The organism is Pseudorhodoplanes sp. (assembly GCF_035565795.1).
In the GTDB taxonomy this organism is placed as follows: domain Bacteria; phylum Pseudomonadota; class Alphaproteobacteria; order Rhizobiales; family Xanthobacteraceae; genus Pseudorhodoplanes.
Window position 1 is genome coordinate 31785 of record NZ_DATMRV010000157.1, and the last position, 20886, is coordinate 52670.

Annotated in this window: 19 protein-coding genes; 12 read left to right on the plus strand and 7 right to left on the minus strand. The window is 63.7% G+C overall.

Features of this window, described 5'->3' with window-relative positions:
- The first annotated feature begins 27 nt into the window (after window positions 1-27).
- The gene (gene trmB, locus VNZ93_RS14430) at window positions 28-768 is read left to right on the plus strand and encodes a tRNA (guanosine(46)-N7)-methyltransferase TrmB (RefSeq protein ID WP_325706234.1); all 741 of its coding nucleotides are present in this window, start codon (window positions 28-30) and stop codon (window positions 766-768) included.
- 33 nt (window positions 769-801) lie between these two features.
- Here the strand turns inward: trmB and VNZ93_RS14435 are convergent, their stop codons facing one another.
- Complete coding sequence (locus VNZ93_RS14435) at window positions 802-1896, minus strand: DUF2336 domain-containing protein (protein ID WP_325706237.1); 1095 nt, start codon at window positions 1894-1896, stop codon at window positions 802-804.
- A 296-nt stretch (window positions 1897-2192) separates the two neighbouring features.
- Between VNZ93_RS14435 and rimP the strand changes: the two genes are divergently transcribed.
- The 8 genes from rimP to pnp all read left to right on the plus strand — a co-directional run bounded on the left by rimP (window position 2193) and on the right by pnp (window position 12295).
- Window positions 2193-2942, plus strand: a complete 750-nt coding sequence (gene rimP, locus VNZ93_RS14440) for a ribosome maturation factor RimP (RefSeq protein WP_325706240.1) — start codon at window positions 2193-2195, stop codon at window positions 2940-2942.
- A gap of 2 nt (window positions 2943-2944) precedes the next feature.
- Window positions 2945-4552: a transcription termination factor NusA gene (gene nusA, locus VNZ93_RS14445; protein WP_325706243.1), complete on the plus strand. Its 1608-nt coding sequence runs from the start codon at window positions 2945-2947 to the stop codon at window positions 4550-4552.
- Between the two features lie 15 nt (window positions 4553-4567).
- Entirely contained in the window at window positions 4568-5242 is a 675-nt protein-coding gene (locus tag VNZ93_RS14450) for an RNA-binding protein (RefSeq protein WP_325706246.1), read from the plus strand.
- Window positions 5243-5277: 35 nt separating this feature from the next.
- Window positions 5278-7857, plus strand: a complete 2580-nt coding sequence (gene infB, locus VNZ93_RS14455; protein ID WP_325706249.1) for a translation initiation factor IF-2 — start codon at window positions 5278-5280, stop codon at window positions 7855-7857.
- 160 nt (window positions 7858-8017) lie between these two features.
- Window positions 8018-8437: a 30S ribosome-binding factor RbfA gene (rbfA, locus tag VNZ93_RS14460; protein ID WP_325706319.1), complete on the plus strand. Its 420-nt coding sequence runs from the start codon at window positions 8018-8020 to the stop codon at window positions 8435-8437.
- The gene (gene truB / locus VNZ93_RS14465; protein WP_325706252.1) at window positions 8430-9500 is read left to right on the plus strand and encodes a tRNA pseudouridine(55) synthase TruB; all 1071 of its coding nucleotides are present in this window, start codon (window positions 8430-8432) and stop codon (window positions 9498-9500) included. The genes rbfA and truB overlap by 8 nt, the downstream gene beginning before the upstream one ends.
- Before the next feature lie 2 nt (window positions 9501-9502).
- Complete coding sequence (gene rpsO, locus VNZ93_RS14470; protein WP_325706255.1) at window positions 9503-9772, plus strand: 30S ribosomal protein S15; 270 nt, start codon at window positions 9503-9505, stop codon at window positions 9770-9772.
- Between the two features lie 357 nt (window positions 9773-10129).
- Entirely contained in the window at window positions 10130-12295 is a 2166-nt protein-coding gene (gene pnp / locus VNZ93_RS14475) for a polyribonucleotide nucleotidyltransferase (protein ID WP_325706258.1), read from the plus strand.
- A gap of 107 nt (window positions 12296-12402) precedes the next feature.
- Here the strand turns inward: pnp and VNZ93_RS14480 are convergent, their stop codons facing one another.
- Window positions 12403-13290 (minus strand): LysR substrate-binding domain-containing protein, encoded by an 888-nt coding sequence (locus VNZ93_RS14480; protein WP_325706261.1) that lies wholly within the window; start codon window positions 13288-13290, stop codon window positions 12403-12405.
- 118 nt (window positions 13291-13408) lie between these two features.
- Between VNZ93_RS14480 and katG the strand changes: the two genes are divergently transcribed.
- Complete coding sequence (gene katG, locus VNZ93_RS14485; RefSeq protein ID WP_325706264.1) at window positions 13409-15586, plus strand: catalase/peroxidase HPI; 2178 nt, start codon at window positions 13409-13411, stop codon at window positions 15584-15586.
- Window positions 15587-15668: 82 nt separating this feature from the next.
- On the opposite strand, the gene VNZ93_RS14490 is transcribed toward katG, so the two are convergent.
- The 5 genes from VNZ93_RS14490 to fabA all read right to left on the minus strand — a co-directional run bounded on the left by VNZ93_RS14490 (window position 15669) and on the right by fabA (window position 19179).
- Window positions 15669-16067, minus strand: a complete 399-nt coding sequence (locus VNZ93_RS14490) for a hypothetical protein (protein ID WP_325706266.1) — start codon at window positions 16065-16067, stop codon at window positions 15669-15671.
- 66 nt (window positions 16068-16133) lie between these two features.
- On the minus strand, window positions 16134-16952 hold the full coding sequence (fabI, locus tag VNZ93_RS14495) for an enoyl-ACP reductase FabI (RefSeq protein WP_325706269.1): 819 nt from the start codon (window positions 16950-16952) through the stop codon (window positions 16134-16136).
- A complete protein-coding gene (locus VNZ93_RS14500) occupies window positions 16949-17293 on the minus strand; it encodes a hypothetical protein (protein WP_325706273.1) in 345 nt (114 codons plus the stop codon). Before VNZ93_RS14500 ends, fabI begins: the two co-directional genes overlap by 4 nt.
- Before the next feature lie 6 nt (window positions 17294-17299).
- A complete protein-coding gene (fabB, locus tag VNZ93_RS14505; RefSeq protein WP_325706276.1) occupies window positions 17300-18520 on the minus strand; it encodes a beta-ketoacyl-ACP synthase I in 1221 nt (406 codons plus the stop codon).
- 131 nt (window positions 18521-18651) lie between these two features.
- A complete protein-coding gene (gene fabA, locus VNZ93_RS14510; RefSeq protein ID WP_325706279.1) occupies window positions 18652-19179 on the minus strand; it encodes a bifunctional 3-hydroxydecanoyl-ACP dehydratase/trans-2-decenoyl-ACP isomerase in 528 nt (175 codons plus the stop codon).
- Between the two features lie 194 nt (window positions 19180-19373).
- On the opposite strand from fabA, the gene irrA reads away from it, so the two are divergent.
- Window positions 19374-19904: an iron response transcriptional regulator IrrA gene (gene irrA, locus VNZ93_RS14515; RefSeq protein WP_325706282.1), complete on the plus strand. Its 531-nt coding sequence runs from the start codon at window positions 19374-19376 to the stop codon at window positions 19902-19904.
- Window positions 19905-20064: 160 nt separating this feature from the next.
- Window positions 20065-20844 carry a sulfate transporter family protein gene (locus VNZ93_RS14520; protein WP_325706285.1) on the plus strand — a complete coding sequence of 260 codons (780 nt, stop codon included), beginning with the start codon at window positions 20065-20067 and terminating at the stop codon, window positions 20842-20844.
- Window positions 20845-20886: the final 42 nt, after the last annotated feature.

The following is a 20886-nucleotide window of genomic DNA, read 5'->3' on the forward strand; positions in this document are numbered from 1 at the left end:
GAGTTGAGTTTTGCGAACGGCCGCATCATGGATGCGGCCGTTATGCATTCCGACACCTCGAAAACCCATGACCGCGCCTACCAGGGCGCATTCTTTGGCCGCCGCAAGGGCAAGGCGCTGCGGGCGGGTCAGGCGCGCCTGTTCGAGACATTGCTGCCGCGCCTCAGCATCGATCTGCAATCGAACGCGCCGGCCGACCTCGCCACGTTGTTCCCCGGCCCGGTCCGCGAGGTCCGGCTCGAGAGCGGCTTCGGCGGCGCCGAGCATCTGATCGCTCAGGCCGCCGCCAATCCCGATTGCGGCTTCATCGGCATCGAGCCTTTCATCAACGGCATGGCCAAGGCGCTGGCCTCGATCGATGCGAAGGGCATCACGAATATCCGTTTGCATCACGGCGACGCCATCGACCTGCTCGCCTGGCTACCGGATGCATCGCTTGCGACCATGTACCTGCTCTATCCCGACCCCTGGCCGAAGCGTCGGCACTGGAAGCGGCGTTTCGTACAGGATCGGACGGTCGCGGAGATTGCGCGTGTATTGCGACCCGGCGGCGAATTCCGGTTCGCGAGCGATATCGACACCTACACCGCCTGGACGCTGACGCGGCTGTTGCGCGCTCCGGCCTTCGCATGGACCGCGGAACGCGCCGATGACTGGCGCAAACCCTGGCCGGATTTCCACGGCACGCGGTACGAGGCCAAGGCGAAGCGTGAAGGCCGCACGCCCTGTTACCTGACATTTCGACGTCAGGAACTGCCGTCCCAATAGTCCGAATAAAGAGGCGCGCGGGAGCCGTGTTCGCTAGGGCGCCGTTGTCAGGCTGCCCGGCGTGACCTGCCAGAAGCGCACAACGCGCTGCGCCGTCGATGTCGACAGGCGTTCGAAATTGGCGCTGGCCGCGTCGAGGGTCGGCGCACCTTTGCCGCGATTGCCGAGGCGCGCCAGGATGATCTCGCGCGCGGTCGGCCAGGAATAGCCCGCCGCCTTGCACAGGATCAGAATGGGATCGGGGCGATCACCGTTCATCAGGCGGTCGACCACATCGATCGGCACGCCGGTGAGCTGCGACAACGCCGCGACCGTGTTGTCGTAGGACTGATCCTTCGCGAATTGCACCAGATGCTCTTCGGCGAGTTGACCGGCATCTGCGAGCGCGCGCATCCGCGCCTGAGCCTGCGAGAAGTCACGCGCCGGTTTCGTGGCAATGACTTCGCCGGAGACCCTCGCAAGGACCCGACGGATTTCGTCCTGGGTTTCCGGCCGCGCTTTCGCGAGCAGGCGCCGCTGCACGACTTCGGTGGCGCGCGTCAGCAATTCGCGGAACATATGATCGGGCACGTCGGAACGCAGCGCCACCGCTTCCGCCAATACGCTGTCGTGCTCGGCACTGCGAACGAGGTTCGTGAACCCGACCTCGGAAATCTTCGCACCGGCATTGCCGGCGAGCTTGCGTTTGACCGTGAAATCGCCGCGCCTCACGAGCACATCGGTGACGGGCTCTTCGATCGCCGCGCGGCTGGATATGGCGTAGAGATGCTCCGTGCTCATCGCATTCGCGATCTCGACCAGGTCCGGCGTCGTCAGTCGCGGCGACTGAGCCAGCACCGGGCCGGCGACCATGATGTCCTCGTCCTTCGCGAGCCGCTTCAGGGCTTCAAGGGGCGCGTTGGGGACCGGCGCCAGTTGTCGGGACAGTTCCGCGCGGGCCTTCGACTCGATCTCATTGATGAGCATGACGAACACATCGTCGAACAGACGGATGTGATCCTCGGAGAACCGGCTGGAGCCGTGCAGGAAAAGCGCAGTGATCCGGCGCAATGCGTCCGCACGACGCTCATCCGAACCGTGCCGAACGACGCTTTCGAGTTCAGGAATAAGCGAGGAGGCAGCGGCCATCGAAACAATCAAAAAGAGGGCATCGAGCGCGAACGCTCAAAAGTTGCCACAAAAGTTACTGCCCGATTGTGAAAGAAGGGTTAGCCGGTTCCCTAGCTTTGTCCCTTGCGAGATGCCGGAAATCCGCTATATTCCGCCTGTCTTAAGACACCTCATAACGATCCGGTTGGATCGGTTTTTGAGAGTGGGCCCCGCCCGGGACCCGCTCTTTTTTGTTACCTGAGGGCCGGACGCGGCAGAAAAGCGTTTCCGGTACGAGCCGGGCAAACGAGACCTTTACGGACAAAAAGGCTTCGATGAGCTTGTTGCCTGATGCCAAGATCGCTTCGGAACCGCGCTTGATCGCGGAGCCGGGACTTGCTGCGCGTGTCGCTGCCATCGCGGAACCCGTGATCGAGGGTATGGGCTTCCGGCTGGTCCGGGTCCGGATTTCCGCTGCCGATGGCTGCACCGTCCAGGTCATGGCCGAGCGGCCGGATGGCACCCTGGCCATCGAGGATTGCGAAGAGATTTCGCATGCGCTCTCGCCGGTGCTGGATGTCGCCGATCCGATCGATCGCGCATACAGGCTTGAGATTTCTTCGCCCGGCATCGACCGCCCGCTGGTCCGCCGCTCGGACTTCGAGCGGCACACCGGGCATCTCGCCAAGGTCGAGATGAGCGTTCCGGTCGAGGGCCGCAAGCGCTTCCGTGGTATCCTGCTGGGCGTCGAGGGCGATGCCGCCCGCATCCGGCTCGACGACGCGAAAGTCGCCAAGACCGGCGAGACGAACGAGTTTTTGCTGCCGATCGGTGATATGGCAGACGCCAAACTCGTCCTCACCGACGACCTGATCGCAGAAGCGCTTCGCGCGGGCAAAGCCGCGGAGCGCGAAGCGCGAGGCGAAGCAGAGCCCAAGCGCGATTACGCGCCGAAGACAAAGGCGAAAGCCAAGGCCGCCGATCGGCCGAAGCAGAAGCAGGACCGGGCGGCGCCCCGCCCGAAGCAAGCTCAATTGGATCGTGCGAAGAAGGCGCGGTCCGGTGGTTATGACGAAGGAGAGTGACCATGGCAGCCGTGAGCGCAAACAAGCTCGAATTGCTGCAGATCGCTGATGCGGTCGCGCGCGAAAAGTCGATCGACCGCAGCATCGTCATTGCAGCAATGGAAGACGCGATCGCGCGCGCCGCACGCTCGCGTTATGGCAGCGAAACCGAAGTCCGCGCCGAGATCGATCAGAAGAAAGGCGAGCTGCGCCTCTCCCGCCACATGCTGGTGGTCGATCAGGTCGAAAATCCCTCGAACCAGATCAGCCTCGAGGATGCCCGCCGGCTCAACCCGTCGGCGCAGGTCGGTGACACCATCGCCGATGCCCTGCCGCCGCTGGAATATGGCCGCATCGCCGCGCAGAGCGCCAAGCAGGTCATCGTGCAGAAAGTGCGCGAGGCTGAACGCGACCGGCAATATCAGGAATACAAGGACCGCATCGGCGACATCGTCAACGGCGTCGTCAAGCGCGTCGAATACGGCAACGTGGTCGTGGATCTTGGCCGCGGCGAAGCGATCGTGCGTCGCGACGAAATGCTGCCGCGCGAGGTGTTCCGCAACGGCGATCGCGTCCGCGCCTATATCTACGACGTGCGCCGCGAACCGCGCGGCCCGCAGATCTTCCTGTCGCGCACCCATCCGCAATTCATGGCGAAGCTGTTCGCGCAGGAAGTGCCGGAAATCTATGACGGCATCGTCGAGGTGAAGGCCGTCGCACGTGACCCCGGCTCGCGCGCCAAGATCGCCGTGATTTCGCGCGATTCCTCGGTCGATCCCGTCGGCGCCTGCGTCGGTATGCGCGGTTCGCGCGTGCAGGCGGTGGTGAACGAGTTGCAGGGCGAAAAGATCGACATCATCCCGTGGTCGCAGGATATCGCAACCTTCGTGGTGAATGCGCTTGCGCCGGCCGAAGTCGCAAAGGTCGTGCTCGACGAGGACAAGGAGCGCATTGAAGTTGTCGTTCCGGATGCCCAATTGTCGCTGGCGATCGGACGGCGCGGCCAGAACGTGCGTCTCGCCTCGCAGCTGACCGGTTGGGACATCGATATCCTCACCGAGCAGGAAGAATCCGAGCGCCGCCAGGCCGAGTTCCAGAACCGCACCAAGACCTTCATCGAAGCACTCGATGTCGACGAGGTGGTCGCGCAATTGCTGGCCTCGGAAGGTTTCACCTCGGTCGAGGAGCTTGCGCTGGTCGACGTGAAGGAAATCGCCGGGATCGAAGGTTTCGACGAAGAGACCGCGGAAGAGCTGCAGTCGCGCGCGAGGGATTTCCTCAGCCGCATCGAGGGCGAATACGACGAGAAGCGGCGGGCGCTCGGTGTCGCGGACGAACTTCGGGACGTTCCCGGTGTCACCACGAAGATGCTGGTCGCGTTCGGCGAGAACGGCGTGAAGACCGTCGAGGATCTCGCCGGCTGTGCGACCGACGACCTCGCCGGCTGGACCGAACGCAAGGATGGAGAGACGAAGCGCGAGCCGGGCATCCTGGACGGCTTCGATCTGACCCGTGACGAGTGTGAAGCCATCGTGATGCAGGCCCGCCTGAAGGCCGGCTGGATCACCGAAGCCGACCTCGTCAAGGAGGCCGCCGAGGAGGCGACCGAAGCAGAAACGACGGACGCGTGAGGTGAATAACCCGGCATGCTCGCTGTGCTCGACGATACGGCGCTCGACAGCGGCCCCCACAAGGGGGCTGCGACGGAGCGGCTTTGCGTGGTCGAGCGCACGGTCAAGCCGGTCGACGAACTGATCCGATTCGTGGTCGGCCCGGACGGCTCGGTCGTGCCGGACGTGAAACGCAATCTGCCCGGCCGCGGATTGTGGGTCACCGCGACCCGGGCGGCCCTGGAGACCGCCATCCGCCGCAAGCTGTTCGCCAAGGGGTTCAAGCGGGAGGTCCGGGCCGGCGCCGATCTCGGCGAGGTCACCGACCGCCTGCTGGAGCGGGCGGCGCTGGATTCGCTGTCGATCGCGGGCAAGGCCGGGAGCGTCACGACCGGCTTTACCAAGGTCGAGGCGGCCCTGAACCGGGATAACCCGGTCGGCCTCCTGCACGCCTCCGACGGCTCCGAGGATGGCCTGCGGAAGCTGAAGGCCCTGCTGCGCCGGAACGAGGACGGCGAAGGCCCTGAAATACCGGTCATCCGGTCTTTTTCGGGCGCGCAATTGGATTTGGCATTAGGGCGGTCAAATGTGATACATGCTGCCCTGCTCGCCGGCCCAGCGAGCCAGGGCTTCCTCACGCGTTGTCTGCGCATGATGCGCTTCCGCACCGGCGACACGGAAAAGCCGGGGCTAAAGCGCGCGCAGGACTAGGAACCCTCCACACCGGATTCGGGAACGGAATACGAATGAGCGATACGAAGGCACCTGGCGAGAAGAAGGTCGGCGGCGGAAAAACGCTGACGCTGAAGCCGCGCACCGAAACGGGCGTGGTCCGCCAGAGCTTCAGCCACGGCCGCACCAAACAGGTCGTGGTCGAGACCGTGAAACGTCGCACGATCGGCAAGCCCGAGGCGAAAGCGCCCGAACCTGCCCCGCAGGAAGCGCCGAAAAAGCCGCAGGCGCCCGCGCCGCGTCCCGGCGCGCAAGCCCCATCCGCGCCGAAATCCGGCGTGGTGCTGCGCACGCTGACCGACGACGAGCGCAACGCCCGTGCGCATGCCCTCGCCGACGCGCGCATGCGCGAGGCTGAAGAACGCAGGATCGCTGAGGAAGAAGCGCGCCGCCGGCAGAGCCGCGAAGGCATCGAGAAGGCCGAACGCGAAGCCGCAGAGGCCCGCAAGCGCGAGGAAGAAGAGCGTCATCGCCGCGAGGAAGAGACCAAGCGCAAGGCCGAGCAGGAAGCCAAGAAGCGCTTTGGCGACGAAAAGCCGGCAACTCCGGCGACCACCGCAGCGCCCGGCGCCGGGCGCGTCGGTGCGCGGCCGCAGGTCATCGAAGCCGACGACGACGAAACCCCGCGGGGCCGCCGTCCCGGCGCAGGTGCCGGACCGGCACGTCCCGCCCCGGCCGTGAAGGCGCCGCGCAACGCCGCTCCCAAGCAGCGCACGCGCCTGACCGTCGTGAATGCGGGTAATGCCGACGAAGTGCGCGAGCGGTCCGTCGCCTCGTTCCGCCGTCGCACCCAGCGCCTGAAGGGCCATCACGACGAGCCCAAGGAAAAGCTCGCCCGCGAAGTCGTCATTCCGGAAACCATCACGATCCAGGAGCTCGCCAACCGTATGGCCGAGCGCGGCGTGGACGTGATCCGGATGCTGATGAAGCAGGGCCATATGGCCAAGATCACCGACGTCATCGACGCCGATACCGCGCAGCTGATCGCCGAAGAGCTCGGCCACACCGTCAAGCGCGTCTCGGAGGCTGACGTCGAGGAAGGTCTGTTCGACGAGCCGGATGATCCGGATGAACTCGATCCGCGCGCGCCCGTGGTCACCATCATGGGCCACGTCGACCACGGCAAGACCTCGCTGCTGGACGCCATCCGTTCGGCCAACGTGGTCTCGGGCGAGGCCGGCGGCATCACCCAGCATATCGGCGCCTATCAGGTTGAATCGCCGTCGCACGGCAAGATCACCTTCATCGATACGCCGGGCCACGCCGCCTTTACCGCGATGCGTGCGCGCGGCGCCAAGGTCACCGACATCGTGGTGCTGGTTGTCGCCGCCGATGACGGCGTGATGCCGCAGACGATCGAAGCGATCCAGCATGCCAAGGCAGCGAAAGTGCCGATGATCGTTGCCATCAACAAGATCGACAAGCCGGACGCCAAGCCGGACCGCGTGCGCACCGAACTTCTCCAGCACGAAGTGCAGGTGGAATCGCTCGGCGGCGACGTGCTCGACGTCGAAGTCTCCGCCCTGAAGAAGATGAACCTCGACAAGCTGCTGGAGACCATCGGACTGCAGGCTGAAATCCTCGACCTCAAGGCCAATCCGCGTCGTCTGGCGGAAGGCACCGTGATCGAGGCCAAGCTCGACCGCGGCCGCGGCCCGGTTGCGACCGTGCTGATTCAGCGCGGCACGCTCGATATCGGCGATATCGTCGTCGCCGGCTCCGAATGGGGCCGCGTGCGCGCGCTCATCAGCGATACGGGTGAGGCGGTCGATCAGGCCGGGCCTTCGGTCCCGGTCGAAATTCTCGGCTTCAATGGCACGCCGGACGCCGGCGACCGCCTCGCGGTCGTCGAAAGCGAAGCACGTGCGCGCGAAATCACGACCTATCGTGAACGTCAGCGCCGCGACAAGCAGGCCGCTCGCCAGACCGGCATGCGCGGCTCGCTCGAGCAGATGATGGCGCAGGTCAAGACCGCGGGCCGCAAGGAATTCCCGCTGGTGATCAAGGGCGACGTGCAGGGCTCGGTGGAAGCGATCATCGGCGCACTGGACAAACTCGGCAACGACGAGGTCGGCGCGCGGGTGGTCCTGTCCGGCGTCGGCGGCATCACCGAGTCCGATATCACGCTCGCGGAATCGATCGGCGCTGCGGTCATCGGCTTCAACGTGCGCGCTCACAAGGAAGCGCGCGAGGCCGCCGAGCGCGACGGGATCGAGATCCGCTATTACAACATCATCTACAATCTCGTGGATGACGTGAAAGCGGCGATGTCCGGTCTGCTCACGCCGGAACGGCGCGAGACCATGCTCGGCAACGCGCGCATCCAGGAAGTATTCAACGTGTCCAAGGTCGGCAAGGTCGCCGGCTGTATCGTCACCGATGGCACGGTGGAACGCGGCGCCGAGGTTCGCCTGATCCGCGACAACGTCGTGGTTCACGAAGGCAAGCTCTCGCAGCTCAAGCGATTCAAGGACGACGCAAAGGAAGTGAAAGCCGGCCAGGAATGCGGCATGGCCTTCGAGAACTACCAGGATATGCGCGTCGGCGACGTGATCGAGTGTTACCGCGTGGAGCAGGTGCAACGCAGCCTGTGAGTCCAAGTCTCACGGCTTCGCAAGACATCTGCTTTGTTGAGACGTCATGGCCGGGCATAAGCCGTCGAAGACGGCGTCCGGCCATCTAGTCCTGAAATCGAAACAGAAGGACGTGAATGCCCGCGGCAAGCGCGGGCATGACGGCGTTGAGAGCACTCTCATGCGAAACAGGAAATCCAATAACGACAGCCCGGCCGGCGCATCGCAACGCCAGCTCCGCGTCGGCGAACTGATCCGTCATGCGATGGCGGAGATGCTGACGCGCGGCGACATCCACGATCCGGTGATCGAGAGCCACATGATCACCATCCCCGAAGTACGCATGACCGCGGACCTCAAGCTCGCGACAATCTATGTCATGCCACTCGGCGGCAAGGATGTGAACGCGGTGATCGCAGCGCTCAACGACAACAAGCGCTTCCTGCGTGGCGAGATTGCGCATCGCGTTAACTTAAAATTTGCACCCGACATTCGATTCCGCGCGGACGAACGATTCGACGAAGCGGAACGGATCGAGAAACTTTTGCGAACGCCGGAAGTACGGCGCGACATCGAGAAGGATGGAGCCGCAGATGAATAACGAGCAGCGCTCCACGCTTTCGCAGCCGACACTTGAACGCCCTCACGACGAGCGCGGACCGATTGTTTCGACCCAGGGGCCCAGGAAGGAAAAGCGTAAGCAGCAGCCGCGGCGCGACAAGCGCGACGTTCATGGCTGGGTCGTGCTCGACAAGCCGATCGGTATGACCTCGACTCACGCGGTCGCGGTGATCCGGCGGCTGTTCTCGGCGAAGCGCGCCGGCCATGCAGGCACGCTCGATCCGCTTGCGACCGGCTGCCTTCCGATCGCGCTCGGCGAAGCGACCAAGACCGTCCCCTTCATCATGGATTCGACCAAGACCTATCGCTTCACCGTGCGCTGGGGCGAGGAGCGGGACACCGACGACACCGAGGGCCGTGTGGTCGAAGTCAGCGACGTCCGGCCGACCCGCGACCAGATCGAGTCCATCCTGCCCCGGTTCAAAGGGGTCATCCTGCAGACTCCGCCGCGTTTCTCCGCGATCAAGATCGACGGCGAGCGCGCCTATGACATCGCCCGTGACGGCGAGGTGGTGGAACTGCAGCCCCGCGAGGTCGAGATCGACCGGCTGGACCTGATCGAGCTGCCGGACCCTGACCATGCGGTTTTCGAGACCGATTGCGGCAAAGGTACCTATGTAAGGGCGCTGGCGCGCGATTTCGGCCGTCTGCTGGGCTGCAAGGGGCATGTTTCGGCGCTCCGGCGGACCTCCGTCGGCCCCTTCGCGGAACCCGAAATGATTTCTCTGGAAGAATTGCAGGGGTTGTGCGATAGAGCCGCCGCCGGCGAGGCAAGCCTCGCCGACGCGTTATGGCCCGTTGAGACCGCGCTGGACGACATCCCGGCGCTGGCCGTCAACAGGTCCGATGCGGCCCGGCTCCAGAGAGGCCAGGCCGTTATCCTGCGCGGACGGGACGCTCCCATTCTTGAGGGCCTGGTCTACGTCACGGTGGCGGGCGAGCTGATCGCTCTTGCCGAGACTGGTCAGGGCCAGATCGTTCCCAAGCGTGTGTTCAACCTCACCGGCCTGACTGGCAGCGCCGGCAAAGAAAAAGGCATTTGACGATGTCGATCGAAGCCGGCCGCAAGGCCGAAGTCATCAAGACGTTTGCACGTAGCAAGGGCGACACCGGTTCGCCTGAAGTCCAGGTCGCGATCCTCTCCGAGCGGATCAACAACCTGACCGGTCACTTCAAGACGCATACCAAGGACAACCATTCGCGCCGCGGGCTGCTGAAGCTCGTGTCGCTGCGCCGCCAACTCCTCGACTACATCAAGCGTAAGGACGAGGCGCGCTACAAGGACCTGATCGAGCGGCTGAATATCCGCCGCTGATTGCGCTGCGCCCGCTGGCGCGGGCGCGACGGGGCACATCCGAAAGACACATCATTTTTCGGACCTGTTCGTGCCCCAACGAGCGGACGCATTGCGGCGTCCGCATTTGTTGAGCGAACGCGAATACCGCGCTCGCTTTGTTGTGCGAACGCAGGACAAGCGCGTTCGCGTGCGACCGGCAGCGTGATCTGCCGGACCGAACGGTGGCAATACGGATTGGCCCGTTCGCATCCCGGAGGGATGAGCCATGGCAGGATCGCCGGACGCTTTTGCCTGACGCTTTCGCCGCGCGCGACAGCGTCTCGCCGTCTTGCACATGGCTTTTTCCTCAGTCCGAACCGATGAGAGAAAAGCGAAATGTTAGATATCAATCGTGTTGAGCTCGACTGGGGTGGGCGCAAGCTCGTCCTCGAGACCGGCAAGGTGGCGCGTCAGGCTGACGGCGCCGTCGTCGCGACCTATGGCGAAACCACCGTGCTCGCGACCGTTGTCGCAGCCAAGACGCCGCGCGAGGGCGTGGACTTCCTGCCACTGACCGTCGATTACCAGGAAAAATTCTACGCAGCCGGCCGCATTCCCGGCGGCTATTTCAAGCGCGAAGGCCGTCCGACCGAAAAGGAGACGCTGGTCTCCCGCCTGATCGACCGCCCGATCCGCCCGCTCTTCGCCGATGGCTGGCGTAACGAGACGCAGGTGATCGTCACCACGCTCTCGCATGACATGGAAAATGATCCGGACGTGCTGGCGATGGTTGCGGCTTCTGCCGCGCTGACGCTGTCCGGTGTGCCCTTCATGGGCCCGATCGGCGCCGCCCGCGTCGGCTTCATCAATGGCGAATACGTGCTCAATCCGGTGCTCGACGAGATGCCGGAAAGCGCACTCGACCTCGTGGTCGCCGGCACCGGCGATGCGGTTCTGATGGTCGAGTCCGAAGCGAAGGAACTCACCGAAGAGGTCATGCTCGGCGCGGTGATGTTCGGCCACCGTCATTTCCAGCCGGTGATCCAGGCGATCATCCAGCTTGCTGAAAAGGCCGCGAAGGAGCCGCGCGAGCTCAACGTCGTCGACAATTCCGAGCTCGAAAAGGAAATGCTCAGCCTGTTCGAGAAGGACCTGCGCGCCGCCTATTCGATCTCGAAGAAGCAGGATCGTTACGCCGCCGTCGCCGCCGTCAAGGAGAAGATGGTTGCGCATTACTTCCCGGAAGGCGCGGAGCCGAAATACGACAAGCTGCGCGTCGCCGGCGTGTTCAAGGAGCTCGAAGCCAAGATCGTGCGCTGGAACATTCTCGATACGTCGAAGCGTATCGACGGCCGCGACCTGACCACCGTGCGTCCGATCGTCTGCGAAGTCGGCGTGTTGCCGCGCACCCATGGCTCGGCGCTGTTCACGCGCGGCGAGACCCAGGCGCTCGTTGTCACCACGCTCGGCACCGGCGAGGACGAGCAGTGGATCGACGCGCTGCAGGGCACCTACAAGGAGCACTTCCTGCTGCACTATAACTTCCCGCCCTTCTCGGTCGGCGAGACCGGCCGTCTCGGCGGCACCAAGCGGCGCGAGATCGGCCACGGCAAGCTTGCCTGGCGCGCGATCCATCCGGTGCTGCCGCTGCATCACGACTTCCCCTACACCATCCGCGTGGTGTCGGAGATCACCGAGTCGAACGGCTCGTCCTCGATGGCGACCGTGTGCGGCACCTCGCTCGCGCTTATGGATGCCGGCGTTCCGCTCAAGCGGCCGACCGCAGGCATCGCGATGGGCCTGATCCTGGAAGGCGAGAAGTTTGCCGTTCTCTCGGACATCCTCGGTGACGAGGATCATCTCGGTGACATGGACTTCAAGGTTGCTGGTACCGAGCAGGGCATCACCTCGCTGCAGATGGACATCAAGATCGCCGGCATCACCGAGCAGATCATGAAGATCGCGCTCGGTCAGGCGAAGGATGGCCGCATCCATATCCTTGGCGAGATGGCCAAGGCGCTGACCGCGGCGCGCGCCGAACTCGGCGAGCATGCTCCGCGCATCGAGACCCTGAAGATCCCGGTCGACAAGATCCGCGAAGTGATCGGCACCGGCGGCAAGGTGATCCGCGAGATCGTCGAAAAGACCGGCGCCAAGATCAACGTCGAGGACGACGGCACCGTGAAGGTTGCCTCCGCCAATGGCGAGCAGATCCGCGCTGCGATCAAGTGGATCAAGTCGATCGCATCCGATCCGGAAGTCGGCATGATCTATGACGGCACCGTGGTGAAGGTCATGGACTTCGGCGCTTTCGTGAACTTCTTCGGCGCCAAGGACGGCCTCGTCCATATCAGCCAGCTCGCACAGGGCCGCGTGCAGAAGACCTCCGACGTCGTGAAGGAAGGCGACAAGGTGAAGGTGAAGCTGCTCGGGCTCGACGATCGCGGCAAGGTTCGCCTGTCGATGAAGGTCGTCGACCAGCAGACCGGCGAGGACCTCGAGGCCAAGCAGAAGGCCGAGCGCGAGAAGGAGCCGGAAGCGGCTGCCGGCGGCGCGGAGTAATCAGCGCACGACGCGCGATTGCGCCATGTGTTTCAAAGGGCGGCCATGTTGGCCGCCCTTTTTGTTTCGGAGCTGGTGTATCGCGCTATTCCATTCGAGGATCCGCGTCAGTTCACCACCTGCGTCACGATCTGGCCCAGCGCCCTGAAATCCCGCGCGCGAGAGGATGTCCTGCGCCACGCCAGTCCGACGGTGCGGAAGGGTTCGGGCTTTGCAAAGCGCAGAAGCTGCACGCGCTCGTCGCGCGCTTCGACCGGCACGGCGACCTCGGGGATAAGTGTGACGCCGTAGCCGTTTGCGACCATCTGCATCACCGTGGTGAGGCTGGTGGCGCCGAGTTCGCGCAGCGTGCCCCCCGATGCATCGCTGCAGAAGGCGAGCGCCTGATCGCGCAAGCAATGCCCTTCCTCCAGCAGGATCAGACGGCTTGGATCGATATCATCCGCCGTGATGCGCGCGCGGCTGGGCAGATCGTCACCCGCGGGCGCTGCGAGCAGGAATGCGTCATCGAACAGGGCCAGCGTCTCGATATCGGCTTGCGGCGCAGGCAACGCGATCATCACCACGTCGAGTGCGCCGCGGGTCAGTTCTTCCACCAGGAAGCGGGTCTGGGTCTCGCGCAACTCGAGTTCGAGTTCGGGATGCTTCTCCTGAAGGACCGGCAGGAGATGCGGCAGCACATATGGCGCAACCGAGGGGATCACGCCGAATCTCAGCGTGCCCGAGAGGACCTTGCTGCGATGGCGCGCGAAATCCTCAAGGTCCGAAACCTCGCTCAGGATCCGCTCCGAGCGCCGGGCGATCTCGAGCCCGGCCTCGGTCATCACCACGTCGTTGGTCCGCCTCTCCACCAGCGCCACACCGAGGTCACTCTCCAGGTCCTTGATCTGCATCGACAAGGCCGGCTGGCTGACGGCACAGGCTTCCGCCGCGCGGCCGAAATGGCGGTGCCGCGCGAGTGCGTTGAGATAGCGAAGCTGTCGAAGAGTGACCATGACGATAAGATAATCTTATCGTTGATCCTAATCAATTCGATTGGACCTTATCCAAACTACGGAGCATGGTCCCGCCCCGATCAGCCCCGATTCCGCTCAATAAGGAGGAGCCAAAAACATGGATGCAAAAACCGACAAATGTCCGTTCTCGGGCACGCGCGGACCGAAGAATCGCGACTGGTGGCCCGAGATGCTCGACATCAGCGTCCTGCATACGAACTCCGGCCTGTCCGATCCGATGGGCAAGGACTTCGACTATGCCAAGGAGTTCAAGACGCTCGACCTTGAAGCGGTGAAGAAGGATCTCACCGCCCTGATGACGAACTCGCAGGATTGGTGGCCGGCGGACTTCGGCCATTACGGCGGCCTGATGATCCGCATGGCCTGGCACTCGGCCGGCACCTACCGCATCACAGACGGGCGCGGCGGAGCAGGCGCCGGGCAGCAGCGCTTCGCGCCGCTGAACTCGTGGCCGGATAACGCCAACCTCGACAAGGCTCGCCGGCTGCTGTGGCCGATCAAACAGAAATACGGGCGCAAGATCTCCTGGGCCGACCTGATGATCCTGGCCGGCAACGTCGCGCTTGAGTCGATGGGCTTCAAGACCTTCGGCTTCGCCGGCGGCCGCGCCGACGTGTGGGAGCCGGAAGAGCTGTACTGGGGTCCGGAAGGCAGCTGGCTCGGCGACGAACGCTACAGCGGCGAACGTCAGCTTTCGGAACCGCTCGGCGCCGTGCAGATGGGCCTCATCTACGTCAACCCGGAAGGCCCGAACGGCAATCCTGACCCGCTCGCTGCGGCCAAGGACATCCGCGAAACCTTCTTCCGCATGGCCATGAACGACGAGGAAACCGTCGCGCTGATCGCCGGCGGCCATACCTTCGGCAAGACCCATGGCGCGGGCGACCCCTCGCTGGTCGGTCCCGATCCGGAGGGCGCTGCCCTTGAGGATCAGGGTCTCGGCTGGAAGAGCAAGCACGGCACCGGCAGGGGCGCCGACGCCATCACCGGCGGCCCGGAAGTCACCTGGACGCAGGCTCCGACCAAATGGAGCAATCTGTTCTTCAAGAACCTGTTCGAAAACGAATGGGAGCTGACGAAGAGCCCGGCGGGTGCAAAGCAGTGGGTAGCGAAGAACGCTGCGGCGGATGTGCCGGATGCCTTCGACAAGTCGAAGAAGCATCGTCCGACCATGCTGACCACCGACCTGTCGCTCCGATTCGACCCGGAATACGAGAAGATCTCGCGGCGCTTCTATGAGAACCCGGATCAGTTCGCGGACGCTTTCGCCCGCGCCTGGTTCAAGCTCACGCACCGCGACATGGGTCCGCGCGCGCGCTACCTCGGCCCGGACGTGCCGAAGGAAGTGCTGATCTGGCAGGATCCGATCCCGGAAGTCGATCATCCGCTGATCAACGACAAGGACGCGGAAGAACTGAAGGCGAAGATCCTCGCCTCCGGCCTGACCGTCCAGCAGCTGGTCTCGACCGCCTGGGCTTCGGCCTCGACGTTCCGCCGCTCCGACAAGCGCGGTGGCGCGAATGGCGCTCGCATCCGTCTGGCTCCGCAGAAGGACTGGGAGGTCAATGAGCCGGCGAAGCTCAAGACCGTTCTGGCGAAGCTCGAGGAGATCCAGAAGGGCTTCGGCAAGAAGGTGTCTCTGGCCGACCTGATCGTGCTCGCGGGCAATGCGGGCGTCGAAAAGGCTGCGAAGGACGCCGGTGTGAACGTGAAGGTGCCGTTCTCACCGGGCCGCATGGACGCGTCGCAGGAGCAGACCGACGTCGCCTCGTTCGCTCCGCTGGAGCCGCGCCAGGATGGCTTCCGCAACTACATCAACAAGAAGAAGCTGCAGTTCATGAAGCCGGAGGAAGCTCTGGTCGACCGGGCACAGCTCCTGACGCTGACTGGACCGGAATTGACGGTCATGATCGGCGGCCTGCGCGTGCTCGGCGCCAATTTCGGCGACTCCAAGCACGGCGTGTTCACCAATCAGCCGGGCAAGCTGACGAACGACTTCTTCGTCAACCTGCTGACCATGGACACCGAATGGCAGGCTCCGGACGCGGAAGGCATCTACCAGGGCGTCGACCGCAAGACCAAGGCGCCGAAGTGGACAGCGACCGCGGTCGACCTGATCTTCGGTTCGCACTCGCAGCTCCGCGCCTATGGCGAGGTCTATGCCTGCGCAGACTCGAAGGAGAAGTTCGTGAAGGACTTCGTGAAGGCCTGGACGAAGGTCATGAACGCGGACCGCTTCGACCTCGGCAAGGACGATCTGCGCGAAGTGGCGTAAGCGCTTTCGCTCTCACGGAAATGAAAAGGGCGGCCGAAAGGCCGCCCTTTTTTATGCCGTACTCCACGCACCGCCTTCGCGACTATGCCTCGCGACCCAGGCTTCGCTCGGCCTGGACCGCCGCCAGCACGTATTCGGCGCACGCCGTCTTCACGGCTTCAGCGTCCTCACCGGGAAGCCCGACGGATTCGTAAAGCGCACTCAGGATGAAATACGCGTAGCTTTGTTCCTCGTCGCGCTCGAAAGCCTCCCGAGCGAGTCCGGCGAGTTGCTGCGCGATTGCAGCCTTGGTGTCAGCCGGAATGGTTTCGAACGCCCCGAAGGTTTCGCGCGTCTGCCTTGCATAATCCGCGAGATACAGTGACACCCGAAACCGGGCCTCGTCATCGAGGCGGGCAACCCTGCTCAACACGTCATCGAGTTCGACGCGCAATTGCGGTGCCCGCGCTTCCTTCTGGCGCGGTCCGGCGCTCGCGAGCATCGCTTTCTTCCCGGGCAAAACAGAAATTCTGGCCGCGGATAGAAACACGGATTGCCCCTGCTCTGTTCAGTCGCCGTCTTTTCCGCCGGCATCGGTACGCAGCGCATCCGGCAGCGGCATGGCGATCACATTGTAACCTGAGTCGACGAAATGGATCTCGCCGGTGACCCCGGTCGACAGATCCGAACACAGGTAAAGTCCCGCGCCGCCCAGTTCCTCAAGCGTCACGCCGCGGCCGAGCGGCGAATGCCGCTGCTGAAACGCAAACATGTAGCGGGCATCGTGAATGCCCGCGCCGGCGAGCGTGCGGATCGGGCCGGCCGAGATCGCATTCACGCGGATTTTCTGCTTGCCGAAATCGACCGCGAGATAACGCACCGACGATTCGAGCGCCGCCTTGGCAAGCCCCATCACGTTGTAATTCGGCATCGCGCGGTCGCCGCCGTTATAGGTCAGCGTCAGCATCGAGCCGCCATTAGGCATTAGTTCGGCCGCACGCTTCGCGCCCTCGGCAAAGGAGAAGCACGAGATCACCATGGTGCGGACGAAATTCTCGCGCGTGGAATCCGCAAAGCGGCCCTTCAATTCGTTCTTGTCGGAGAAGCCGACGGCGTGCACGAAAAAGTCGATCGTGCCCCACTTCTTCTTCATCGCGTCGAACACCGCGTCGACCGTCGAAATATCCTCGACATCGCACGGCATCAGGAAATCCGAACCAACAGATTGCGCCAGCGGCTTCACGCGCTTGAGCAGCGCCTCGCCCTGATAGGTGAAGCAAAGCTCCGCGCCGTGTTCGGCCAGCGTCTTCGCAATGCCCCAGGCGATCGAGTGGTCGTTCGCGACGCCCATAATGAGGCCGCGCTTTCCCTGCATGAGTTTTGTCATTTTGTAGCTTCTGTCAGATGAAAACTTTGCGCTTCCGCTTCCACCACCCCGCCGAACAGGGTGACGGTCAGGATTTCAGTCTCGTCGCCGGCCTCGACGCGCATGAAATCGATGTTACCGGCCTTGCTGTGCCGGCGGATGCGAGTGGCATCCGCCGAAAAAAGGATACGACGAAGGCCTTCGCCGGTGCACAGATAGCGCTTGCGGCGGTCGACGCCTTCTTCGTCGGGATAGAGATCGAGGAACAGCCGAACCGTCTGTTTCGTACCCGGCAATCCGGCGACATGAACGTCGACCAGATTGCCATCGTGCCAGTCGATCTCCTGCTCGACGAGCCGCATCGCCGGTCAGGCATCGATGTGCTTGAACACGATCGAAGCATTTGTCCCGCCGAAACCAAAGGAGTTCGACAGCACGCAGCCGAGCTTCACGTTGTCCTTGCGCTCGCGCATGATCGGCATGTCGGCAAAGGCCGGGTCGAGGTTCTTGATGTTGGCGCTCTCGCAAATGAAGCCGTTATTCATCATCAGCAGCGAGTAGATCGCCTCCTGCACGCCGGCTGCGCCGAGCGAGTGCCCGGTCAGCGACTTGGTTGCGGAGATCGGCGGGCACTTGCTGCCAAACACTTCGCGCAGCGCCTCGATTTCCTTGGCGTCGCCGACTGGCGTCGCGGTGGCGTGCGGATTGACGTAATCGACCGGCGCCTTCACGGTCTCCAGCGCCATGCGCATGCAGCGCACCGCGCCTTCGCCCGACGGCGCGACCATGTCGTGACCGTCCGATGTCGCGCCATAGCCTGCCACTTCGGCATAGATCTTCGCGCCGCGCGCCTTCGCGTGCTCCAGCTCTTCCAGCACGAGCACGCCGGCACCGCCTGCAATCACGAAGCCGTCTCGATCGACGTCATACGCGCGGGACGCGGTCTCCGGCGTATCGTTGTACTTCGACGACATCGCGCCCATTGCGTCGAACAGGTTCGACAGCGTCCAGTGCAGATCTTCGCAGCCGCCTGCGAAGATCATGTCCTGCTTGCCCCACTGGATGATCTCCGCCGCATTGCCGATGCAGTGGTTGGACGTCGCGCAGGCCGACGAGATCGAATAGTTCACGCCCTTGATCTTGAACCAGGTCGCAAGCGTTGCGGAGGCGGTCGACGACATGGCTTTCGGCACGGCGAACGGTCCGATGCGCTTGGGCGATCCCTTTTCGCGGGTGATGTCGGCGGCTTCCACGATCGTCGATGTGGTCGGTCCGCCCGATCCCATCACGATGCCAGTGCGCTCGTTGACGATGTCCTTCTCTTCGACGCCGCTGTCGCGGATCGCCTGCTCCATCGCGATATGATTCCAGGCGGCACCCTGACCGAGAAAGCGCATCGCCCTGCGGTCGATCATGCTTTCGACGTCGATATTCGGAACGCCGGCGACCTGACAGCGGAAGCCATGATCCGCAAACTGCTCCGCGCGCGAAATGCCCGACTTCGCCTCACGCAGGCTCGCCAGAACTTCCTGTGTGTTGTTGCCGATGGACGAGACAATGCCCATCCCGGTCACGACCACTCGCCGCATGACTGCCTCGCAAGAAAAAAGAAATCAGATCGCAGGTGTCAGATCATCCACACCCGCCGGCCCGGAGGCGCCGATGGCGGGCATGGGTATAGGGCACACTTGGCCGGTTCGGCGCAATATCGCAAGGCGCGTTACGCGCCTGCGGCGAGCGGTGCATCCTGCTTGAACAGGCCGACTTTCAGGTCGCTCGCGCGATAGATCACATTGCCATCGGCGGACAGCCAGCCATCGGCAATCCCGAGGATGAGCTTGGACCGCATTACCCGCTTGATCTCGAGGCCGTACACGACCTTTTTCACGCTCGGCAGCACCTGGCCCGAAAATTTCAGTTCGCCGAGGCCAAGCGCGCGGCCATTGCCCGAGGAACCCGTCCAGCCGAGGAAAAAGCCCAGCAATTGCCACAGGGCGTCGAGCCCGAGACAGCCCGGCATGACCGGATCGTTCTTGAAATGGCAGGCGAAAAACCAGAGGTCCGGCTTCACGTCGAGTTCCGCCCGGACGAGGCCCTTGCCGAATTCGCCGCCCTGCTCGGACATCTCGGCGATCCGGTCAAACATCAGCATCGGAGGCAGCGGCAATTGCGGCCCCTCCGAGAAAAGCTCACCCCGGCCGCAGGCCAGAAGGTCCTCGTATTCGAAACTGGTGCGGCGGCTCTGCATGCCGGTGTCGTGCCCCCAATGTGTGGAAAAGCCCGCGGTTCCTATCACAGTGGGAGATAGCCAGCAAAGCGACGGTTTTGTGCTATTCTAATCTGCCCAGATGCGAAACGGTTGCAAGTGGCAGAACGCACCGGCTATAATTACATATGCAACCATCTCGGCCTTGAACCGGGATCAAGGGGCAGAAGAGAGCTATGAACCCACCGCGTACCATCGTCTTTTCGACTCCGTCGGAGCAAGCCCCGGCCCACCTGCGTCCGGCGCATGTCCACCCGGCACACGATCAGCATCGTGCTGCGCTGAACGGATGCCCCTGGCATGACGTGAAGTCGATGCTGCGGGACGTCGGCCTTCGCCCGACCCGTCAGCGCATGGCGCTCGGCTGGATCCTGTTCGGCAAGGGCGACCGGCATCTGACCGCGGAAATGCTCTACGAGGAGGCGACCAAGGCGAAAGTGCCGGTGTCGCTCGCGACCGTCTACAACACCCTGCACCAGTTTACCGAGGTGGGTCTGCTGCGTCAGGTCGCCGTCGACGGCTCGAAGACCTATTTCGATACCAACGCGTCCGAGCATCATCATTTCTTCGTCGAGGGCGATAACGAGCTCGTCGACATTCCGGGCACCGACGTCATCGTCGACAAGATGCCCGTCGCTCCCGAGGGCTACGAGATCGCCCGCATCGACGTCGTGGTCCGCCTGAAGAAGGCCGAACGTCGCCGCTGATCGGCTCTGACAGGACACAGAGAGAGATTTGAAAGGCCGGGCTTGCCCCGGCCTTTTGCATTTCCGGCCCGCAGCGCTGGTCTTGCTCCCGCCGATTGCATCTTTATCTCTAGCCGCGGCGCCGCCCCCTTGGCGGCCAAGCACGGGGCTGGAATTCTCCATGTTCGACGCCGCCTTCAAGGCCTTGCAGCAGATGTTCTCGCCGCCCTTCCGGTCGGTGCTGATCAAGTCAATGCTGCTTGCGCTGGTGATGATCATTCTGTTCGGCGTCGGCCTCTACAAATTCCTCGACTGGCTGACGGTGAGTGGCGGAGTGTGGGCGGAAGGCGCGCTCGGCCCGAAATCGCACACGCCATTGTCCTGGGTGATCTGGATCGCCTCATTCGCGTCCGCACTCGGCATCCTGGTCGGCGGCGTTTTCCTGATGCCGGCCGTAACCGCCTTTGTCGGCAGCTTCTTCGTCGACGAGATCGCCGATCTGGTGGAGCGCACCTATTATCCCGCCGACCCGGCGGGCAAGGCGATGCCGCTCGACCGCTCCATCCTCGAAGGCACCAAGACCGCGCTGCTCGCGGTCCTGATCTATCTGATCGCGCTACCCTTCATCCTGTTCGCCGGGTTCGGCTTCATCATCCTGTTTGTTGCGACCGCATGGCTGCTCAGCCGCGAGTATTTCGATCTCGCCGCAATGCGCTTTCGTCCGCCGCACGAGGCGAAAGCCTTCCGCAAGGCGAACCAGCCGCTGGTGTTCACCTCAGGTCTGCTGATCGCCGCCTTCGTCTCGATCCCGATCGTCAATCTCGCAACGCCGCTGTTCGGCATGGCGATGATGGTGCATCTGCACAAGAAGCTGTCCGGCCGCAGGCCCTCCGAGATCGGGACGAGACGCGCCGAGGCGCTTCCCGGCTCCGCGCAGGGGCCGCACGGCTCCGCCGGTTGACGGCGCGCGCCCACCGCGCCTGCCGTTAACACTAAGCGGCGG